Annotated in this window: 15 protein-coding genes; 11 read left to right on the top strand and 4 right to left on the bottom strand. The window is 33.6% G+C overall.

Annotated features, from left to right (window positions below; all coding sequences use genetic code 11):
* Positions 1–58 precede the first annotated feature (58 nt).
* The 7 genes from B4N66_RS01240 (at position 59) to B4N66_RS01210 (ending at position 14,471) form a co-directional block, all read left to right on the top strand.
* The gene (locus tag B4N66_RS01240; RefSeq protein ID WP_291091926.1) at positions 59–3,766 is read left to right on the top strand and encodes a BamA/TamA family outer membrane protein; all 3,708 of its coding nucleotides are present in this window, start codon (positions 59–61) and stop codon (positions 3,764–3,766) included.
* A gap of 240 nt (positions 3,767–4,006) precedes the next feature.
* Positions 4,007–4,693 (top strand): glycerophosphodiester phosphodiesterase, encoded by a 687-nt coding sequence (locus B4N66_RS01235; protein ID WP_291091925.1) that lies wholly within the window; start codon positions 4,007–4,009, stop codon positions 4,691–4,693.
* Positions 4,693–5,901 carry an NAD(P)/FAD-dependent oxidoreductase gene (locus tag B4N66_RS01230; protein WP_414654069.1) on the top strand — a complete coding sequence of 403 codons (1,209 nt, stop codon included), beginning with the start codon at positions 4,693–4,695 and terminating at the stop codon, positions 5,899–5,901. The genes B4N66_RS01235 and B4N66_RS01230 overlap by 1 nt, the downstream gene beginning before the upstream one ends.
* A gap of 79 nt (positions 5,902–5,980) precedes the next feature.
* Positions 5,981–8,293, top strand: coding sequence for a DUF7619 domain-containing protein (locus tag B4N66_RS01225; RefSeq protein WP_291091924.1), 2,313 nt, complete (start codon positions 5,981–5,983; stop codon positions 8,291–8,293).
* A 104-nt stretch (positions 8,294–8,397) separates the two neighbouring features.
* Positions 8,398–11,454: a DUF7619 domain-containing protein gene (locus tag B4N66_RS01220; protein ID WP_291091923.1), complete on the top strand. Its 3,057-nt coding sequence runs from the start codon at positions 8,398–8,400 to the stop codon at positions 11,452–11,454.
* Positions 11,455–11,457: 3 nt separating this feature from the next.
* Positions 11,458–12,111: a choice-of-anchor J domain-containing protein gene (locus B4N66_RS01215; RefSeq protein WP_291091922.1), complete on the top strand. Its 654-nt coding sequence runs from the start codon at positions 11,458–11,460 to the stop codon at positions 12,109–12,111.
* The gene (locus B4N66_RS01210) at positions 12,108–14,471 is read left to right on the top strand and encodes a DUF7619 domain-containing protein (protein WP_291091921.1); all 2,364 of its coding nucleotides are present in this window, start codon (positions 12,108–12,110) and stop codon (positions 14,469–14,471) included. The genes B4N66_RS01215 and B4N66_RS01210 overlap by 4 nt, the downstream gene beginning before the upstream one ends.
* A gap of 248 nt (positions 14,472–14,719) precedes the next feature.
* Here B4N66_RS01210 and B4N66_RS01205 read toward each other — a convergent pair whose 3' ends face one another.
* Positions 14,720–15,220: a DUF456 domain-containing protein gene (locus tag B4N66_RS01205; RefSeq protein WP_291091920.1), complete on the bottom strand. Its 501-nt coding sequence runs from the start codon at positions 15,218–15,220 to the stop codon at positions 14,720–14,722.
* Positions 15,221–15,279: 59 nt separating this feature from the next.
* Here B4N66_RS01205 and B4N66_RS01200 point away from each other — a divergent pair, with 59 nt between their 5' ends.
* A complete protein-coding gene (locus B4N66_RS01200; protein WP_291091919.1) occupies positions 15,280–15,759 on the top strand; it encodes a hypothetical protein in 480 nt (159 codons plus the stop codon).
* Here B4N66_RS01200 and B4N66_RS01195 read toward each other — a convergent pair.
* Together B4N66_RS01195 and B4N66_RS01190 are read right to left on the bottom strand one after the other, a co-directional pair.
* Positions 15,756–16,847: a glycosyltransferase gene (locus B4N66_RS01195; protein ID WP_291091918.1), complete on the bottom strand. Its 1,092-nt coding sequence runs from the start codon at positions 16,845–16,847 to the stop codon at positions 15,756–15,758. The genes B4N66_RS01200 and B4N66_RS01195 overlap by 4 nt on opposite strands.
* Positions 16,844–17,776: a lysylphosphatidylglycerol synthase domain-containing protein gene (locus tag B4N66_RS01190; protein WP_291092042.1), complete on the bottom strand. Its 933-nt coding sequence runs from the start codon at positions 17,774–17,776 to the stop codon at positions 16,844–16,846. The genes B4N66_RS01195 and B4N66_RS01190 overlap by 4 nt, the downstream gene beginning before the upstream one ends.
* A gap of 53 nt (positions 17,777–17,829) precedes the next feature.
* On the opposite strand from B4N66_RS01190, the gene ruvC reads away from it, so the two are divergent.
* Positions 17,830–18,387: a crossover junction endodeoxyribonuclease RuvC gene (ruvC, locus tag B4N66_RS01185; RefSeq protein WP_291091917.1), complete on the top strand. Its 558-nt coding sequence runs from the start codon at positions 17,830–17,832 to the stop codon at positions 18,385–18,387.
* A 24-nt stretch (positions 18,388–18,411) separates the two neighbouring features.
* On the opposite strand, the gene B4N66_RS01180 is transcribed toward ruvC, so the two are convergent.
* Entirely contained in the window at positions 18,412–18,948 is a 537-nt protein-coding gene (locus B4N66_RS01180; RefSeq protein ID WP_291091916.1) for a DUF6252 family protein, read from the bottom strand.
* A 154-nt stretch (positions 18,949–19,102) separates the two neighbouring features.
* On the opposite strand from B4N66_RS01180, the gene B4N66_RS01175 reads away from it, so the two are divergent.
* Entirely contained in the window at positions 19,103–19,981 is an 879-nt protein-coding gene (locus tag B4N66_RS01175; RefSeq protein ID WP_291091915.1) for a DUF6252 family protein, read from the top strand.
* A gap of 105 nt (positions 19,982–20,086) precedes the next feature.
* Positions 20,087–21,220 (top strand): radical SAM family heme chaperone HemW, encoded by a 1,134-nt coding sequence (hemW, locus tag B4N66_RS01170; RefSeq protein WP_291091914.1) that lies wholly within the window; start codon positions 20,087–20,089, stop codon positions 21,218–21,220.
* Positions 21,221–21,257 lie beyond the last annotated feature (37 nt).

The following is a 21,257-nucleotide window of genomic DNA, read 5'->3' as shown; positions in this document are numbered from 1 at the left end:
AAAGATTACTTGCTTTATTCCTATATTTGAACACATCAATAAAAAACAACTTTTTTTAATGAAATTTTTCAGCATAAATCATGTTTCAAAGCCACTTCGACAACGAATTGTTCTATTGTTTTTTATTGGATTATTGACCGGTTGCACTTCCTACAAAACTCAAATGGGAAGTCAGGCAACATCGTTTTATAACAATCAAACGCTTGATACTACGACTATTGTTTATTCGGTTTTTTTAACCGGAAATGCAGCTAATACTCAAAATGACGAAGCAACTCCTTCCCTATCCAATTTTAAAAAAAGATTGGAAAAAGCTTCAAAAAACAGTACAACTCTTTTTTTAGGCAATACTATTTTTCCGTTAAACGGATTCAATCAAAACAAAACAAAAGCCGAAGAAAAAATAACCAATCAATTAAATTTAACCGAAAAATTCAAAGGAAAAGTATTTTTTATTCCCGGCAAAAGCGATTGGGGAAATTCAACTTCTTCCATTTTTGCTCAAGAAAATTTTATTTCAAAATATAAGAAAAAGGAAAGCCAACTAATTCCTCAAAATGCATGTGGTATTGAATTTATATCGCTGAGCAATGAAGTTGAATTGGTTGCCATCGACTCGCAATGGTTTCTGGAAGATTGGAATGAGCACACCGAAATTAACAAAGGATGCAGCATTAAAACCCGAGAACAATTTTTTGATGAACTCGACAGTCATCTATTGGAAAATCAAGAAAAAACAATTCTCTTAGCCATTCATCATCCGCTTTTGAGTAATGGAATTTATGGTGGTCAGTATTCCTTGAACGAACAACTTTTTCCGTTTGACACGAAAATTCCTCTTCCAATTGCCGGAAGTGTTTATAATCTTTTCCGAAAAGCAAGCGGCTATAAAATCGAGGATTTGCAACATGCTTCCTATCGCGAAATGGCCGATAGAATAAAATCTACTGTGCAAAAATACAATCATGTTGTCGTAGTTTCCGGTCATGAACAAAATTTGCAGTACATCAACAAAGATGGTATTCAACAAATCATTAGTGGTTCCGGTGCTCATTTTTCAGCAGCAAGAGCAGTTAACCCAAAAGATTTTAGCTATGGTGGCTATGGTTATGCCGTGTTGGATGTTTATGAAAACGGAGCTTCAACCGTTTCTTATTACACTACTTCTAACCGAAAAGAAGTATTGTTATTTAAACAAAAAATAAGAGAACCTGAACTAAATATAAAGCATCAAAATTATCCGAAACAATTTGAACCAACCATAAAAAAATCTATTTTCGGAAAACCGGTTAGCCGAAAAAGCGACGTTTATCAATTCCTTTGGGGAAAACATTACAAAAGCTATTACAAACAAGAAATTGCATTAAGAACTGTTGGTTTAGACACGCTTTATGGCGGTTTAAAACCCATCGGTTTGGATAATGAAGGAACAACAAACTCCCTTTTACTAAAAGATAAAAATGGAAAAGAATTTGTGATGACTCCGCTTGAAAAAGATGCTTCTTCGTTTTTTAAATCGTTGGCTTATAAAAATGAAAAGCAAAAAAATCAGGCCGATAATGCTCTTTCAGAAGATTTTTTGAGGGATTATTTCACCACAATTCATCCGTTTACGCCGTTGGTTATTTCCGGACTTTCTCAGGCAATTGGCGTTAGTTCAACACAACCGAAATTATTTTACATTCCTAATCAAAATAGCTTAGGCAATTACAACGAAAATTTTGGGGGTAATTTATATTTTATTTCAGAAAAAATAAATTCTTCGCAAAAAAGTCTTTCTTCTTTTGGAAAACCGTCTTCCATTATTGATACGGATGAAATGCTTCACAACATTAGAACCGATAAAAATCATGTGGTAGATCAAGAAAAATATATTAGAGCCCGACTTTTTGATATGCTCATCGGCGATTGGGATAGGCAAGAAAAAAACTGGCGTTGGGGAGTTCATCAAGAGAAAGAGAAAACTATTTACCGCCCGATTTCGTTTAATCGCGACCAAGCTTTTGCCAAATATGACGGAGCGTTTTTGTGGCTGTTGAAAAGTATTCCGGCTATGGGTCAAATGCATTCCTATACCTACAATCTAAAACAAACCAAAAATTTCAATAAGCAAGCGTATGCTTTAGATTTGGCTCTTTTATCGGATATTGATGAAAAAGCATGGGAAAAACAGGCAAAATTTATTCAGGACAATTTAACTAACGACGTTATCAATAAAGCATTTCTACAATTGCCTTATAAATTGCAAGACGAAACCACTACAAAACTCAAACTGTACTTAAGAAACCGTCTTAAAAAGTTAAATCAAACAGCACAACATTATCAGAAGTTGTTAGACAAAAAAACATTAATAGTTGGAACCATGCAAGATGATGTTTTTGTGATTAATCGTTTATCCAATGGCAGAACTTCTGTTGTGGTTTATAACGGAAAGAAAACACCTGCCAACATTATTTTTGAAAAAACATTTACCAAAAAACAAACCAAAGAAATATGGCTTTTTGGATTGGAAGGAAAAGACGAATTTAGTATGGAAGGGAAAGAATTTAAGAACATCAAAATTAGATTAATTGGTGGTTTAAACCAAGATTCGTATGTGATTGAAAACGGTAAAAAAGTCAAAATTCATGATTTTAAATCGAATAATATTTTAAATGTAGACAAAAACACAACTGTTTTACTTTCAAACGATTATGAAACGAATACCTACAATTATAAAAAACCAAATTTTGATGAATTTACCGGAGTTCCTTTAGTTGGCTATAATCCCGATGACGGCATTCGATTAGGAGTTCGTTTGGATTTTACCAAAAAAGGATATTTAGGCAATCCATTTTCACAAAAACACACAGCCGATCTCAACTATTATTTTGCAACCAAAGGATATGAATTAGGTTATTCCGGCATTGTAAAAAAAGCATTTTCCCTTTTTGATTTAGTTATTGACGCTCAAGCAACCAGTTCTAATTTTGTACAGAACTTTTTTGGTTTTGGAAACGCAACTACCAATGATGCAGATGAATTTGATTTTAATCGAGTTCGCATCGCTTCCTATAAAGTGAGTCCGGGTCTAGTCTGGCAAAAAACCAAAAGCTCAAGTTTTACCGGTCGTGTAAATTTTGAAGCCTACAAAGTAGAAGACACTCCCGATCGATTTATTACAACCGATGTTGTAAATGACCGTGTTTTTGATTATCAAAATTTTGCCGGAGTTGGATTAGAATATCAGTTTAAAAATTATGATAATCCTTTTATTCCGTCTTTGGGAATGGGCTTTCAGATTTTAGGAAAATGGAATGCTAATTTAGGTGATTTTTCAAGACAAGTTCCTTCGGCAGAAGCTGCTGTAAATTTTGTTTTCCGATTGACACCCGATTCTCAATGGATTTTAGAAACAACTATCAAAGGAAAATCACTTTTCAGTTCAACGTACGAATTTTATCAAGCGGCCAATTTGGGTGGCGATAATGATTTGCGAGGTTTTAGAGACAATCGTTTTTCCGGAAAAACGGCGGCTTTTCAAGGAACCGATTTACGATACGCAATCGGACAAATTAAAAATCCTTTTGCTCCTGTTAATTACGGTGCTTTTGTTGGATTTGATTACGGAAGGGTTTGGTTTCCTGGCGAAAGTACTTCAAAATGGCATCAATCTTCCGGATTTGGATTATGGCTGAATAGTAGTAACATGATTTCTTCTACAATTTCGTATTTTCATTCAAGTGATGGCGGAAGGATTGCTTTTGGGATGAAGTTTAATTTTTAATTTCAATGATGATGTTGACACGGATTAGCTCAGATCTATAAAAATCAATTAAGAATAGTATTGAAAGAGAATATTAGTGTAAATCTGTGAAATTCGTGTCAAAATAAAATTAACCTAATCTTGATGCTGAAAAATAAGCTTTGTGAAATTGATTTCTAAACTTTGTGAAAATCTTTTCCAATGAAACCAAATTTCTATTTGTTAGTTATCTTCGCTTTAACATTACAGAATTGTTCTAAAATGAAAAAACCGCTTAACATTGGTCACCGAGGTGCCATGGGTCATGAAACAGAAAACACGATTGCTTCCGTTAAAAAAGCATTGGAATTGAATGTCGATATGATTGAAATTGATGTTTTTTTGATAAAGAGTGGCGAATTAGTCGTTTTTCATGATGAAATATTGGATAGCTTAACCGATACTTCGGGAAAAATTGAAGAATTTACGTGGGAAGAATTACAAAAAGTTGTGGTGAAAGGAAATCATCAAATTCCAACGTTAGACGTAGTAATCGAAACTACAGACAGATTAGTTGCGTTAAATATCGAATTGAAAGGAAAAAATACAGCTGAACCTACTTTCCAATTGCTCCAAAAATACTTTCAAAGAGGTTGGAAAAAAGACGATTTTGTTATTTCTAGTTTCTTATGGGATGAATTAGAAGCTTTTAGAAAATTAGATAAGCAAATTCCCATTGCAATTTTAACTGAAGAAAATCCGTTAGATGCAATTGCAATAGGAAAAAAGTTAAAAGCTGTTGCCATCAATCCTTGGTGGAAGACCTTGACAAAAGAAAACGTGCATCAAATTCACAACGAAGGTTTTCTTATTTATACCTACACAGTTAACGAACCTACAGACATTAAATTTGTAACAGAATTGGGTGTGGATGGAATTTTTTGTAATTTCCCCGAAAGATTACACTAATGTATGATGTCCTGATTGTAGGTGGTGGTGCAGCCGGTTTTTTTACCGCTATCAACCTCGCCGAAAAAAACCCTAATTATAAAATTGCCATTTTGGAACGTGGGAAAGAAGTGCTCACGAAAGTGCGTGTTTCCGGTGGCGGAAGATGCAACGTGACGCATGCGTGTTTTGTTCCGAATGATTTAGTGAAATTTTATCCGCGGGGCGAAAAAGAGTTGCGTGGTCCGTTTCATCAATTTTGTTCCGGAGATACGATTGAATGGTTTGAAAAACATGGTGTAGAATTAAAAATCGAAGAAGACGGACGAATGTTTCCGGTTTCAGATTCTTCTCAAACGATTATTGATTGCTTTTTAAATGCAACCAAAAAACATAAAATTGAAATTCTAACCGGACAAAGTGTGCAGTCTATTTTCCGTTCGGAAGATAATTGGAAAGTGGAAACTAATCAACAAACTTTTCGATGTGACAATTTAGTGATGACTACCGGAAGTAACCCAAAAATTTGGGAAATGTTGGAAAAATTAGGTCATACGATTGTTCCTCCGGTTCCTTCGTTATTTACATTTAATATCAAAGACAATCGAATTAAGGATTTGATGGGTGTTTCAGCTTTTGCCTCAGTAAAAGTGCAAAACTCAAAACTTTCGGCTTCGGGACCGCTTTTGATCACGCATTGGGGAATGAGTGGTCCGGGAATTTTGCGACTTTCCGCTTGGGGAGCTCGAGAGTTATTTGATAAAAATTATCAATTTATTTTGGAAGTTAATTGGCTCAACGATTCCACTTTTGAAGAAACTGAAAACCAATTGAAAGAACTCAAATTGGAACACGCCAAAAAAGTAGTAGCTAAAAAATCCCCTTTTGATTTCCCAAATCGATTATGGGAAAGTTTGGTTCTAGCTTCCGAAATTTCAATGGAAACAAAATGGGCAGATTTGTCTAAAAAACAACTCCAAAATTTAGCTTTACAACTCACCAATGGAAAATTTCAAGTAAATGGAAAAAGCACTTTTAAAGAAGAATTTGTCACAGCAGGAGGAATCGATTTAAAAGAAATTAATTTTAAAACAATGGAAAGCAAATTACTACCAAAAGTATTTTTTGCAGGAGAAATTGTGAATATTGATGCTATTACGGGTGGGTTTAATTTTCAAAATGCGTGGACGAGCGGGTTTATTGTGAGTGAGAGTGTCAACAAATTCTAGTTCAAACCTGAAGAATTCTCATTCCCATAATTATAATTGTCTAAAAATCAATTATATTTGATTAACCAAAACCAATACGATGAAAAAAACTTTACTTTTTCTTTTTCTTCTTTTAGTATCGAATTCATTTTTTGCTCAAATTACAACGCCTCCCGATTTAACTGCATGTGGTCTAGGCGGAGCAGCAGTATTTGATTTAACTATAAATCAATCAGTAATTTTAAGTAGTGTTTCAAATCCAAATGACTATACTGTTACTTATCATGAAACGCAGTTAGATGCAGAGAATAATGCTACTTCCATTCCGAATTCATCTTCCTTCATGAACATTAATAATCCGCAAACAATTTATGTTAGAGTAGAAAATATTGAAACAAGTGAGGTTGAATTTACCTCTTTTGAATTGTTAGTAAATCAAACACCTTTACCATTGGCAGCTGCTCTTTTTTGGTGTGATCCAATGGAATTAGCTATTTATAGTTTAGAAGAAGCTATTCCTCAAATTACTAACGGTGCATCCTCATTAACTGTAAGTTTCCATGAAACATTAAGTGATGCAGAATTTAATTCTAATGCAATTCCAAATGACATATATGCTCCAATGCAATTTCCAGTTCAAATTTTATTTGCACGGGTAGAAGATTTTTTTACAGGTTGTTTCGCAATAACAACCCTTACTTTAAACACAAACAATTGTAATCAATTCTGCTCTGCTCCTATTCAATTAACACTTTCAAACGTTACTGATACTTCTGCTACAATTAATTGGTCTTCTGAACCTAATAGTAGTAATTCCTATTGGCAAATTTCAATCGTTCCAGTTGGACAACAACCCGATCAAAATACTACTATTGTTTCTCAGTTAAATTCATTTACAGTTACCGGATTAACCCAAAATACATGTTATTCTTTTTATGTTAGAACAGTTTGTTTTGGTGTGCCTGGAGATTTTCAAGTAAGTGAATGGTCAGTTCCATTAGAGTTTTGTTTAATGGATTGCACCAACAACGGTCAATGTCCGGAACAATTAAATTTAATTGCATTTGTTGACGAAAATAATAATGGTATAAAAGAGGGAGATGAAATACTATTTAACAGCGGTTCATTTGTTTATGAAATAAATGATTCAGGAGAAACTATTTATGGAAATTCCGGAAATGGTAATTTTACAATTTTTGAACCTAATCCCGATAACAATTACCACTTTAGTTTTGAAGTAAACGAAGCTTTTTCTGCTTATTTTTCATCCACCACAACTTATTCGGATATAACTGCTCCGATAGGAAGTGGTACTTCAACCTATTATTTTCCTATTACTATAACTCAACCGTATGCCGATGTAAGTGTTACGCTATTTGCCAATTCGCAACCAAGACCCGGATTTACTTACACAAACACTATTGCTATCAAAAACAATAGTTATACAACTGTTCCATTCGGAAATATAAGTTTTACAAAAGATAATGATGTCACTATTATTTCTGTTTCAGAAATTAGCATTGTATCAACTGCTGAAGGATTTGATTATAGTTATTCGGATTTGACTCCATTTGAAACTCGTTATGTAAATGTTACGATGCAAGTGCCAACCATTCCAACAGTAAATTTAGGTGATATTTTGACCAACTCTGTTTCTATTGAAGCGATTGAAAATGAGGTTAATTTAGCCAATAACATTTCTACACTTTCTCAGATTGTGATTGGTTCGTATGACCCAAACGACAAAAATGAATCGCATGGTGGGAAAATTGTGTTTGCCGATTTTACAGCTGACGATTATTTATATTACACCATTCGTTTTGAAAATACCGGAACAGCCGCTGCAGAATTTATTCGAATTGAAGATACATTGGAAAACAGTTTAGATGAAACGACTTTTGAAATGCTAAACGCCAGTCATCAGTATAATGTAAGAAGAACTGATAATCAATTGGTTTGGAATTTCTTAGATATTGATTTACCACCAACTATTGAAGATGCAGAATTAAGTCATGGTTTTATTCATTTCAAAATCAAACCAAAACCTGGATTTGCTCTTGGCGATGTAATTGAAAACACGGCAGAAATTTATTTTGATTACAATCCGCCAATCATAACTAACACCATAGAAACTGAGTTTGTAGAAAATTTATCGGTTGCGGATTTTTCTGTTTCAACAGTGGTTTTGTATCCTAATCCCGTGAAAGATTCTTTTCAAATAAAACTAAATGGAAATGATTCTATTCAACGAATTTCGATTTTTGATATGGTTGGAAAAAGAATTTATTACAAAGAAAATTTGAATTTAAATTCAACTTCGGTTGATGTTAATAATTTCAATAGTGGAATTTATTTGGTTGAAGTGATTACTACATCGAATCAAAAACTAGTCAATAAAATTATTAAACAATAAAAGTTTCACTAGATTCTGAATTTTATTCAAACACAAAATATTATCATTCAAATAATTACAATTACCTAAAAATCAATTACTTTTGATAACCTAATCATTCAAAAATGAAAACAAAATTACTTTCTCTGACTTTATTTCTTTTTTTTGTTGCTTTTGGAACCCAAGCACAAGTTCAATTAACAGCTTGTGATACTGAATTCAACGGTTCTCAAACATTTGATTTAACAACTGTAATTCCTGAATTGTTGGGGAATGAAAATCCGGAAGATTTTTCAGTGACTTTTCATATCAGTCAAACAAATGCTATTGCAAATATAAATCCAATTCAAAACCCGACTAGTTATGTTAACGTTTCAAATCCACAACTAATTTGGGTGTCTTTTACCAATAATTCCACATCAGAAGTTACAATTAACTCGTTTTCATTACAAGTAAACCCTCTTCCGATACTTGCAATGGAAGTTGCTTCAGCTTGTGACGAAAATAACGATGGGTTTGCCAATTTTAATTTTGGTCTTGTTATGGACTTTACCTATCAGGCAAACAACGCAACTCCTAATACTATGTTAATTGAGTTTTATGAAACACTCGAAGACATGCAAACACAATCAAACCCTTTAGGTTTCAACTATACAAATATATATCCAAACCAGATTATTTATATCCGAATTGAGAATTTATTGACCGGATGTTTTTGGGGTGGTGAGTTCTTTTTGATGGTTGAAGATTGTTCTACAAGTTGTGAAATACCTACAAATTTAAGTTCAACCGGTATTTTTGAAAGCGGTGCTGTTTTAGGATGGACAAACCAATCCACCAGCAATACATTAAACGAAATCATTGTACTTCCTGCTGGTTCTCCTACCCCTGATCAAGGTTCACAAGGTTTTGTGATTGCCGCTAATCCATTCACTATTACAGCTCTTACTTGTGATACTGAATTCACTTTTTATGTTCGTTCCATTTGTGAAGATCAATCAACGACGGAGTGGTCCGAAGGACATACTTTTACAACTGCAGCTTGTGGCTCGACTGTTAATCCATACGTTAGTGTAAACACAACAACTTTTACACCGGAACAAATTTTAAATAACATCATTTTAAATTCAAGTTGTGGTATTATTGACAACGTAGTAACACAAGGGCCATGCGGCGTGGGCTATTTTAATGCTAATGATAGTGATTTTCCATTTGAACAAGGAATGATTATCAGAAGTGGACAAGCTTCTTTATCCCAAGGTCCATATTCCAATATTACAGGTACTTTGACTTCAAATTGTTCATTAATTGGTGATGCTCAATTAACTTCAATTATGCAGGCCAATGGTCAAAGCGGTTCCATCAATGATGTCTCTTTTGTTAAGTTTGATATTGTACCTACTTCCAATATTTTAAGTTTTAATTTTATTTTTGCTTCAAATGAATATGGCGAATACCAGTGTCAGTTTTCAGATGTTTTTGGTTTTATTTTAACTGATTTAACAACCAATCAAACGATAAATATTGCGGTAGTTCCGGGAACAAACACACCTATATCGGTTACAACCATACGAGATAGTGCCTATAACAATAGTTGCCCTTCTGTAAATTCGCAGTTTTTCAGTACATATAATGTTGGAAATTCATCAACGAGTTTGAATATGCGTGGTTATACTGTTCCGATGACTGCAATAGCTTCTGTCATTCCAAATCACACTTATTCGTTAAAATTAGCGGTTGGCGATTACCAAGATAACTCTTATGATTCTGCCGTTTTCATTGAAGGTGGTAGTTTGGCGTTAGGTAACCAATGTAGAGAAAATATACAAATCATTACCTTTTTAGATTCCAATAACAACGGAATTAAAGATGCAGGTGAGCCTAACTTTTTAAATGGTAATTTGAATTATCAATTAAATAATACCGGAGATACTGTTTCGGCTACATCGCACAACGGTGTGTTTTATATTTTCCCTGATAATGAAACAGATACTTATGATTTTGATTATTCAATTTATTCAGAATTTGCAAGTTTTTATGCAGAACCTATTAGTTTTGATGATGTTGTCTATTCTCAAACAGAATCAAATGTGTATTATATTCCAATTGTAAATACGACACCTTATAATGATGTAACGGTATCTTTAGTAGCTACAAACCAACCGGCAGCCGGATTTAATTATATTAACAAAATCTATTATTCAAACAACGGTATCGCTCCGGCATCCGGTACATTGAGTTTTGAGAAAGATCCTGCTTTAACCATAACCAACATTTCGGTTGGAGGAACAACTAATCTACCATCCGGATTTACGTTTGATTATGTAGATTTAATGCCATCTGAAACAAGAACAATTACCGTTATGATGAGTGTGCCGCCGATTCCAACGGTTGCTATTGGAGATTTGGTGACCAATTCTGTTTCTATTTCCAGTTTGACAACGGATGCTAATCCAGATAATAATTCTGCTTCGCTAACAAAACCAATTGTGGCTTCGTATGACCCAAATGATAAAAATGAGTCACATGGTGATAAAATTGCATTAGCAGATTTTACGGAAAATGATTATTTATATTACACGATTCGTTTTCAAAATACTGGAACTACCAATGCTACTTTTGTTCGGGTGGAAGATGTGTTGGATGCTCAATTGAATCCGGAAAGTTTGCGAATGATTGCAGCCAGTCATCCGTATGTTTTGGAACGCATTAATAATGAATTGGTTTGGAAATTTGACAACATTCAGTTAGTCCCACAAATTGTGAATGAAAATGCCAGTATCGGATTTGTACATTTCAAAATCAAACCAAATCAGGGTATTGCTGTTGGCGATATCATTCCAAATACGGCTGACATCTACTTTGACTTTAATCCGGTGATTGTGACCAACACATTTGAAACCGAATTTGTAGAAACGTTAAGCACACCTGATTTTACAAATTCAACTGTTGTACTTTCTCCGAATCCGACGAAAGACCGACTTCAAGTTCAATTGAATGGTAGTGAGACTATCGCACAAATTTCAGTTTATGATGTGATCGGAAAACGAGTTTATCATAGAAACAAAGTTGAACTAAATTCAACTTCTATTGATTTTTCTAGTTTACATCAAGGCGTTTATTTGGTGGAAGTGATTACGACTTCTAATCAGAAATTGGTCAATAAGGTAATTAAAAATTAAACCATGAAAAAAATAGTTCTACTCATTATTCTCATTTCTTGTGTAACAATTTCACGGGCTCAACTTTTTGAAGATTTTGAAGGAGACACTTTTCCACCGGAAGGTTGGTTAGTTACATCAGTAAGTAATTTTCCAGGTAATAATTGGACAAGAATTGGCACTAGCACTTCACCTCCAACAGTTTATAATGGCAATTGGGCTGCATTCGTTAATGGTGTTGAAAACATAGGATCAGGTAATACAGCTGAAAAATGGCTTATTTCTAAACCAACAACAATAACAGGAAATTCCATTTTATCATTTTGGTCAAGACCTACAATAAACGGTTTTCAAAATACAACCTATCAGGTCAGAATTCTGGCCAACGGAAGCCAAGATGATCTAGCCTCATATGAAATTTTGGCAGAATATATTGATAATGAGGAACCGCTGTTCTATGTAAACAAGAGTATTTCATTGGAAGAATATGAAGGACAAACTATTCATATTGCTTTTGTAATTGTAGTGAACCAACCTACAGCTGCACCAACAGGAGAAAGATGGATTATTGATGATATTTCTTTTGTTGATGAAGTAGTAAACACCGTCTGTGAAGTTCCAATCAATCTTTCTGCCACAAATGTTAGCGAAATTGGAGCGGAATTGAATTGGAATTGAATTGGACAAATATTTCATCAAACTTATTTCATCAAGTATACATTACAGTAGCAGGAGGAAATGAACCAACGGAAGGTACAGTTGGTTTAACAACTAACTCTAACTCTTTTGCCGTCACTTCTTTGAATTGTAATACTGAATACACATTTTATGTCCGTTCGCGTTGTCAAGATCAAACCTTTACAAACTGGTCTACTGGATATAATTTTACAACAGCTACTTGCGGAAGTTTTGATGACCCTATTGTAACAGTGAATACATTTTTATATACACCTGAACAAATAGTAAATGACGTTATTCTAAATTCCAGTTGCGGTATTATTGATAACGTAGTTACTCAAGGAACTTGTGGTGTAGGATATTTTAATGCAAATGATAGCGACTTTCCATTTCAAGAAGGGCTAGTCATCAGAAGCGGACAAGTTAACTTATCTCAAGGTCCATTTGTTAACGAAAACAATTTTCTTTCTTCAACTTGTTCTCAAACTGGCGACCCACAATTAAATGCTATTTTGCAATCTAGTGGACAAACTGGAACGATTAATGATGTTTCATATGTTAAGTTTGATATTGTACCAACTTCCAATATTTTGAGCTTCAACTTTATTTTTGCCTCTAACGAATACGGTCAATTTCAATGTAGTTTTTCAGATGTTTTTGGTTTTATCTTGACCGATTTAACAACCAATGAAACTATAAATATTGCGGTAGTACCGGGAACGAACACGCCTATTTCTGTTACAACCATTCGAGATAATACGAATAATAATTCCTGTGCTTCTGTTAATCCACAATTTTTTAGTACTTACAATGTTGGAAGTGCTAATGCCGGATTGAATATGCGAGGCTATACCATGCCTTTAACAGCAATAGCCTCTGTGACCCCTAATCATACTTATTCGCTAAAATTAGCTGTTGGTGATTATGGAGATACACAATATGATTCTGCCGTTTTTATAGAAGGAGGAAGTTTATCTTTGGGAAGTCAATGTAGAGACAACATTCAATTAATCGCTTTTTTGGATTCTAATAACAATGGAATTAAAGACACAGGGGAACCCAATTTTTTAAATGGTACACTTGATTACCAAATGAATAATACCGGAGATATAATTTCTAATACATCCTACAACGGCATACATTTTATATTTCCTGAAAATGAGACAGACACCTATGATTTTAGCTATGTCATCTACTCAGAATTTGAAGGCTTTTATGCAGAACCTATTAGTTTTAATGACATTACTTTTTCTGCTTCTGGTTCAAATGTTTATTATATTCCAATAGTAAATACTACTCCCTACAATGATGTAGCAGTTTCATTAGTGACGGCTAACCAAGCAGTAGCCGGATTTAATTATATTAACAAAATCTATTATTCAAACAACGGTATCGCTCCGGCATCTGGTACATTGAGTTTTGAGAAAGATCCTGCTTTAACCATCAGCAACATTTCGGTTGGAGGAACAACGAATCTACCAACCGGATTTACGTTTAATTATACGGATTTAATGCCATCTGAAACGAGATCGATTACTGTAACGATGAGCGTGCCACCCATTCCAACGGTAGCTATTGGCGATTTGGTGACCAATTCGGTTTCGATTTCCAGTTTAACTACGGATGCTAATCCAAATAACAATACTGCTTCGCAAACAAAACCAATTGTGGCTTCGTATGACCCGAATGATAAAAATGAAGCACATGGTAATAAAATTGCTTTAGCAGATTTTACTGAAGACGATTATTTGTATTACACCATTCGTTTTCAAAATACAGGAACTACCAACGCCACTTTTGTTCGTGTAGAAGATGTGTTGGATGCTCAACTAAATCCGGAAAGTTTGCGAATGATTGCAGCCAGTCATCCGTATGTTTTGGAACGCATTAATAATGAATTGGTTTGGAAATTTGACAACATTCAGTTAGTACCACAAATTGTAAATGAAAATGCGAGTATTGGATTTGTACATTTTAAAATTAAACCGATTCAAGGCATTGAAGTTGGTGATATCATTCCTAATAAAGCTGATATTTACTTTGATTTTAATCCGGTGATTGTCACCAACACGTTTGAAACCGAATTTGTAGAAACGTTAAGCACACCTGATTTTACAAATTCAACTGTTGTACTTTCTCCGAATCCGACGAAAGACCGACTTCAAGTTCAATTGAATGGTAGTGAGACTATCGCACAAATTTCAGTTTATGATGTGGTTGGAAAACGAATTTTCTATAAAGAAAACCTGAATTTAAATTCAACTTCGGTTGATGTTTCAAGTTTTAATAAGGGAATTTATTTGGTGGAAGTATTGACGAGTTCTAATCAGAAATTGATTAATAAGATAATTAAGCAATAATTTTTTCAATGATAGAAATAAAAAGGGTGAAAGAAATTTTGCCCTTTTTTTATGGATGATTTTGTGGTTAATCAACTTTTCCTTTGAAGCACTTCACCCCTGCCCGGGATTGAAACGGAAAGCCCGGAACAAAAAAACATTAATTTTCTTGAATCAAAAAAGCGACCAAAGGAAGCTCTTTTTGGTTTATAGAAAATTGTGTTTTTTTGTGAGGACTTGTAGTGAAAAGCCCGATAAGGCCCAAAAAATTAAAATAATTCGCTTCGGTATTCCCAAACTTTAAGCAGAAATAAACCGAAAAACACAACCGACACGACAAATTTCATAAACGTTGAAGCCAAAAAACCAATGAATGAACCAGTTGCAGCTTTGAATGCTTTTTGAGAATCTTTGGAATCATTGATCATTTCGCCTACAAAAGCTCCTACGAACGGACCAATGATAAATCCGAAGGGAATGGGAGCCAAAATGCCTACAACTAAACCAATGTTCGTTCCCCAAATACCATATTTACTGCCACCAAACCGCTTAGTTCCTTTTGCAGGAATGACGTAATCGAGAATGCCGACAAGGAGTGCAACAAATAAAGTTACGCCCAAAACGGTGTAGCTCATCGGCACGGCTTTGGTGAGATACAATAACAAAAGTCCGACCCAACTAATCGGTGGTCCGGGCAAAACGGGCAAAAAACTGCCGAGAATGCCAATTATCATTAAAATGAATGCGATGATTAAAAGTGCGATATCCATAAAATAATTTATTACTTTTGGTTAATCAAAAATACGCGTTGTTTTATTACAAACGAAAAATGAACAAATTTCTTTCGGTTTTTTCTTTATTATTTCTTTTGGTTTCGTGCCAATACTTCGAAAAGCGTGTGCCTTCGGAGGACGAATTATTACAAAAAAGATTGAAGGAAATCAATTGGAACGAAGTCACCGTCTATCCGTCTGTGGCGGAATGCGATAGTATTTTGGATAAAGAATTGCAGAAAGAATGTTTTTTCAACTATCTAACTGAAATCATTCACCAAAAAATTGCTCCGGATTCATTGCAAACCAACACAAAAATTCTGGATACCATTGAGGTAAGAGTGACTGTTTTTCCGGATTCTAAAATCACGTTTGAACCGCTTTTCCCCACTGATAGTTTAGCTTACGATAAGCAAAAAACTGATAGTATTATCAAAGCAAGATTAACCGATTTTCCTAAAATTGAACCCGCTCAAAAAGAAGGAATTCCGGTGAAAACGCAATTTATTTTGCCTGTGATTTTGAAAGCAGATTAAGATTTAAAACTTCTCCCCTTCCATTCATATTTTCCAAATAAGGAATAAAATGCGACGGTCGAACTGAAAAACGGATAAACTAAAGCCGTTAACAAAGTATTTTTGATTTTTATTTGATAAAATCGTGCGGTTTGATTGGCCAACATTAAATCGGAAATAACTTTTATAAGAAGTAAAATTATCATTTCAAAAAAACCAAAGACAATCAGAATAAGCGAAAGGATGAAAGCTAAATTTGCTAAAAAAACTGTCATCGCAACAAGTTTTCCAAAACCGGAAGAATATGCTTTTGATTTTCCGGCCCAACGAATACGTTGCTGAAAAAGTTCTGACCAATTTTCTGCTGGATTTGTTATTACTTTAAAATCTTTTTTGGGTAAAAACCCAACTTCAGCGGGAAAATTTTTAACCGCTTTTTGTAATAAAAACACATCGTCGCCGCTAGCAATTTTTTCATTTCCTTCAAAACCATTGAGTTGTTGAAAGAATTTTTTTGAATACGCAAAATTGGCTCCATTACACATGAAACCCAAATCAAAATCAAAACTTCCAATGGTGACAGCTTGCAAACTAATCATTTCAATTTGCTGAAAATCAAATAAAAAACCAGACTTATTTTTAAAAAAAACCGGTCCACAAACCATTTCTTTTTTTGTGTTTTGTATGTAATTATTCAAATCCAGAAGCCAGTTTTCAGGAACAATGCAATCCGCATCGGTTGTAATAATCCACTCAAATTTTGAATGAAGAATCGCAGTTTGAATAGCATCTTTTTTTGGTGAGGTTGATTGTCTTTGATTCGCAATCATTTGAACTTGAAACTTGAAACTTGAAACTTGAAACTTTTCTATCGACTCATCATCAACCAAAATCACTTCAAAATTCTCAATCGGAAAATTTAAATTTTCAATAGATTTTAAAAGAATCGGAAGGTTTTCAGTTTCATTTCGAAACGGAACAACGATGGAAAATGAAAGCTTTGCGTCTGATGAATTTTCATTTGATTTTGGCACTTTTTTAAATCCCATCCAAAAGAAAATCATCAAAAAAACATAAACCGAAATCACTAAAATTAGTAGATAAATCATAACTCTAATTTAGGTTTAAATTTCAGTACAAAAAGGCTTCCTATTAAAACCGGAATAACCAAATTCAAAAGCCACATTAATGTTGTTATGGAAACAATTGTCCATTGATTAACACCTAATTTACCAAATAAAACAACGGCTACACTTCCTTTTATCGCTACATCCATCAAATGAATACTTGGAACTATTGAAGCTAAAAAATACATTGAAAAAATGGTTGCTAATGCTAAAGAATACGAAATTTCAACTCCAAAAATCATCAATAAAAAATAGAATTGATGAGAGAAAATCAGAAATCGAATAACCGACAATTGTTGTGTTATTATCAATGAATTTCTAGAAAACGACTTTACTTTTTTGATTAATTTTTCAACCGAAAAACCATAAATATTTATTCTATTTCTGAAAACGAAAAAAAATAAAAAAATAAAAAAAAATGAAAGAAAAACAATTCCAATTTTATAACTGAAATAATCATAAAACAAACCTGTGATGAACAATCCTAAAACACCAAAAAAAACAGTTGTAGCCATTTGGGAACTGTTTCCTATAAAATTAAGCAGAATAATTTTTTTGGTTTCTGATTTTGGAAAATACAGCATTTTAGCTCCGTATTCTCCCACTCGATTGGGTGTAAATACCGAAGCGGTTAATGAACCTAACGATTGAAATGCAGCTTCCTTCAAAGAAATTTTATAAAAAGTATTGACTAAGTTTTGCCATTTCAAAATTTCAAAAAACCAATTTAAAACGCTTAAAAAGACAATTCCGACTAAACTAAAAAAGGTAAATTTAGTCGAGACAACTTGCCAATCGTCTAAGTTTTTTTTGCTCAATTCAGCATACAAATAATAAAAAGCAAAGCCCACAATCAAAAGTTTGACGAGAACCAGCAGGAATTGTTTAGCTTTGTAAGGAATTGAATTCATCAACACAAAGAAACAAACTTTAACCTGAAACATTAAACTTTAAACAAAAAAGATTGGCAAACGAACGCATCATCTTAGGCATCGACCCCGGAACGACCATTATGGGATTTGGTTTGATAAAAGTCGTGAACAAAAAAATGGAATTCATTCAGTTGAACGAATTGATTTTGAGTAAATACGACGACCATTACACCAAGTTAAAAATCATTTTTGAACGCACCATCGAATTGATTGAAACTCATCATCCGGATGAAATTGCGATTGAAGCTCCATTCTTTGGAAAAAACGTACAATCGATGCTCAAACTCGGTCGAGCTCAAGGAGTGGCGATGGCAGCAGGATTATCGCGACAAATTCCGATTACAGAATACGAACCTAAAAAGATAAAAATGGCGATTACCGGAAACGGAAATGCGAGTAAAGAACAAGTGGCTAAAATGCTACAACAGTTGCTTGGTTTGAAAGAATTACCAAAAAATTTAGATTCTACCGATGGTTTGGCGGCGGCGGTTTGTCATTTTTTTAATTCGGGGAAAGTAGTTGGAGAGAAAAGTTACTCAAGTTGGGATGCTTTTGTGAAGAATAATGAAAAAAGAATAAAAAAAAGCTAGATTCACGATCTAGCTTTTAATTTTTTAGTCTACTGCTTCGTACTGATAACGAAATTTTCCATTTGTTATCGTATAATTTATAACCGGACTTGGTAAATCCGGGCTGTCTGAAGTTGTAAACTCAAAAGTTCCTTTTACAATTTTAGTACTTGTATTAACTTCTGTAATTACAACTGTTCCTTCCACTGTATCTTCACCTTCATCATTACTGTTATCAATTAAGTCTATGGTATGTGTTGTGGGGTTAAACATATCCTCAGAAACTGGGTAAGTTCCAACTGCAATTTGAGATCTTTTTAACCATAAGTTAATTTCAGGATTACCAAAAACTCCTCCTGATCTACCTTGAAGCAATACATATTCTTCTATCGGAAAAACGTTAAATACATTTGTATTAGAAAACATGTTGTTGCCAAAGGGCGTATTAGCTTTAAACTCTGAACCGTTGATACTTGCCGTCATTGCAAATTCTGGAATAGCCTCTGCACCGGGCCCATCATCAGAAGAACAAGAAAATAACACAAATGGTAATGCTAATAATAAAGTTTTAATTTTTTTCATTGAATAAGTTTTAAATTTTGGCTAATATATAATAAATCCTACGTTTAAATATTTATTTTTAAATAAATATATTTTAATCAAATTAGATGAAAATTCTCAATTAAAAACAAAGAAATATATATATTTACAACCTAACATTTCTTAAACCATAAACATGAAAAAAATTAAATTATTATCATTTGTCTTTCTCATTGCTTTATTAACTTCTTGCTCATCAGATGATGGCAATGGTGACAATTCAGGGCCATTTACGCAATTTTTTGAACATTCTTTTGAAGGCCAAGAAATTAACATCACCCAGTGGCAAGCTGTAAAATCAGAAAACAATTTGGAAGTTTTAGGAACAAGTCCGGATGGAAGCTCTATCTCTGTTAGTTTCAATAAGTTTGGAAATGTCAATGATATCAGCACAACACCTGCCATTTCATCATCAGATCCTTGGATGTTTAGCTACTATAATTATTCATCAAACTACATTGATTTTGAATTAGTTTCTATTGATGAAGTGAATAAAAGAGTAGAAGTTAATTATTCCGGAAAAGTATATGAAGATGCTTACAATATTACATCTTCTTTTTCTACCATTGAAGGTAGTTTTCATGTTAACTATGTTGAAGCTACTCCACAACTTTCAGGATTACAGTTTACAGCAAAATTACAGAGTCAAGATTGGCATTCTGTTAAATCTGTTACATCACGCACAGGTTCAGGATTAAATGATTATTCCTTGCAACATGCCAGTGATGATGAATATGTGCTTAGTTTAAAATTCAATCACGAAACTACAAATGAAGGGGTTTACAACTTTTCTTCATCAGCAGAATCAAATAAAGTGGTTCTACTGAAATATAATACAACTTCTCACGAATATATTGAATATGAATGTGCAGGAACTTTAGATTTAACCGAAAAAACAAGTTTAGGCTTCTTTTATTTAGTAGAAGGCACATTCAGTTTTACAGCCACAAATCCTGATGACAACACTCAAATTCAGGTTACAAATGGTGTTTTTAAAGACATTTATACTTATTAATACAACAATAAAAAGAGCAAGTTAAAAAACCTTGCTCTTTTTTTTAACTTATAAAGTCAATACGAATACAATAGTATATTGTATAATTGTATATATTTTTTTTTAATGTCTGGCATCTACATCCATATTCCCTTCTGCAAACAAGCTTGCCATTATTGTGACTTTCACTTTTCAACATCAATGAACAAGAAAGACGAAATGATTTTGGCTTTGGCTAAAGAAATTCAGTTGCGAAAAGAAGAATTCAAAAATGAAATAGTAGAAACTATTTATTTTGGTGGAGGAACTCCAAGTGTATTAGCGATTGAAGATTTGCGATTGTTGATTGATGAAGTTTTTAAAAATTATAATGTTGTTGAAAACCCAGAGATTACTGTCGAAGCAAATCCTGACGACTTATCGAATAATCGAATAATCAAACTATCCAACAATCGAATTAATCGTCTCTCCATCGGCATTCAATCCTTTTTTGAAGACGATTTAAAACTGATGAATCGTGCTCATAATGCCGAAGAAGCCAAAAATTGTTTAGAACAAGCAACAAAACATTTCGATAATATTTCACTCGATTTGATTTATGGAATTCCGGGAATGAGCAACGAAAAATGGATTCAAAATATTGAAACTGCTTTGTCGTTTGGCATTCCGCATATTTCGAGTTATGCGTTGACGGTGGAACCAAAAACCGCTTTACATTCATTTATTCAAAAAGGAATAATTTCTGCACCGGAAGACGAAGTAGCTCAGGAACATTTTGAAATTTTAGTTGAAAAACTGGAAGAAGCCGGTTTTATTCATTACGAATTATCCAATTTTGGGAAGGAAAACTATTTTTCTAAAAACAATTCGAGTTATTGGTTGGGTAAAAAATATATCGGAATTGGTCCGTCTGCTCATAGTTATGATGGAGAAAAGCGAGGTTGGAATGTGTCTAATAATACGATGTATATCAAAACCATTCAAGAAGGAAAATTACCAATTGAAACCGAAACGTTGTCCAAAACCGATCGATATAACGAATATGTGATGACAGGATTGCGAACCATTTGGGGAATTTCTTTAGATAGAATTCAAACTGAATTTGGTCAAACCTATTTAGATTACCTCAACCAACAAGCTGCCAAATACATTGAAGATCATTTGCTTTTTGTAGATGAAAACATTTTGCGAACCACACGAAAAGGAAAGTTTTTGAGTGATGGGATTGCATCAGACTTATTTTTATTAAATTTGGAGTAAAATGGAACGCTGATTTTACGGATGCTAGCAACGCTGA

It is taken from the genome of Flavobacterium sp. UBA2787 (genome assembly GCA_002352205.1).
GTDB lineage: Bacteria > Bacteroidota > Bacteroidia > Flavobacteriales > Flavobacteriaceae > Flavobacterium.
The sequence above is the reverse complement of the archived record's forward strand: the minus strand, read 5'-3'. Positions and strand labels throughout refer to the sequence as shown.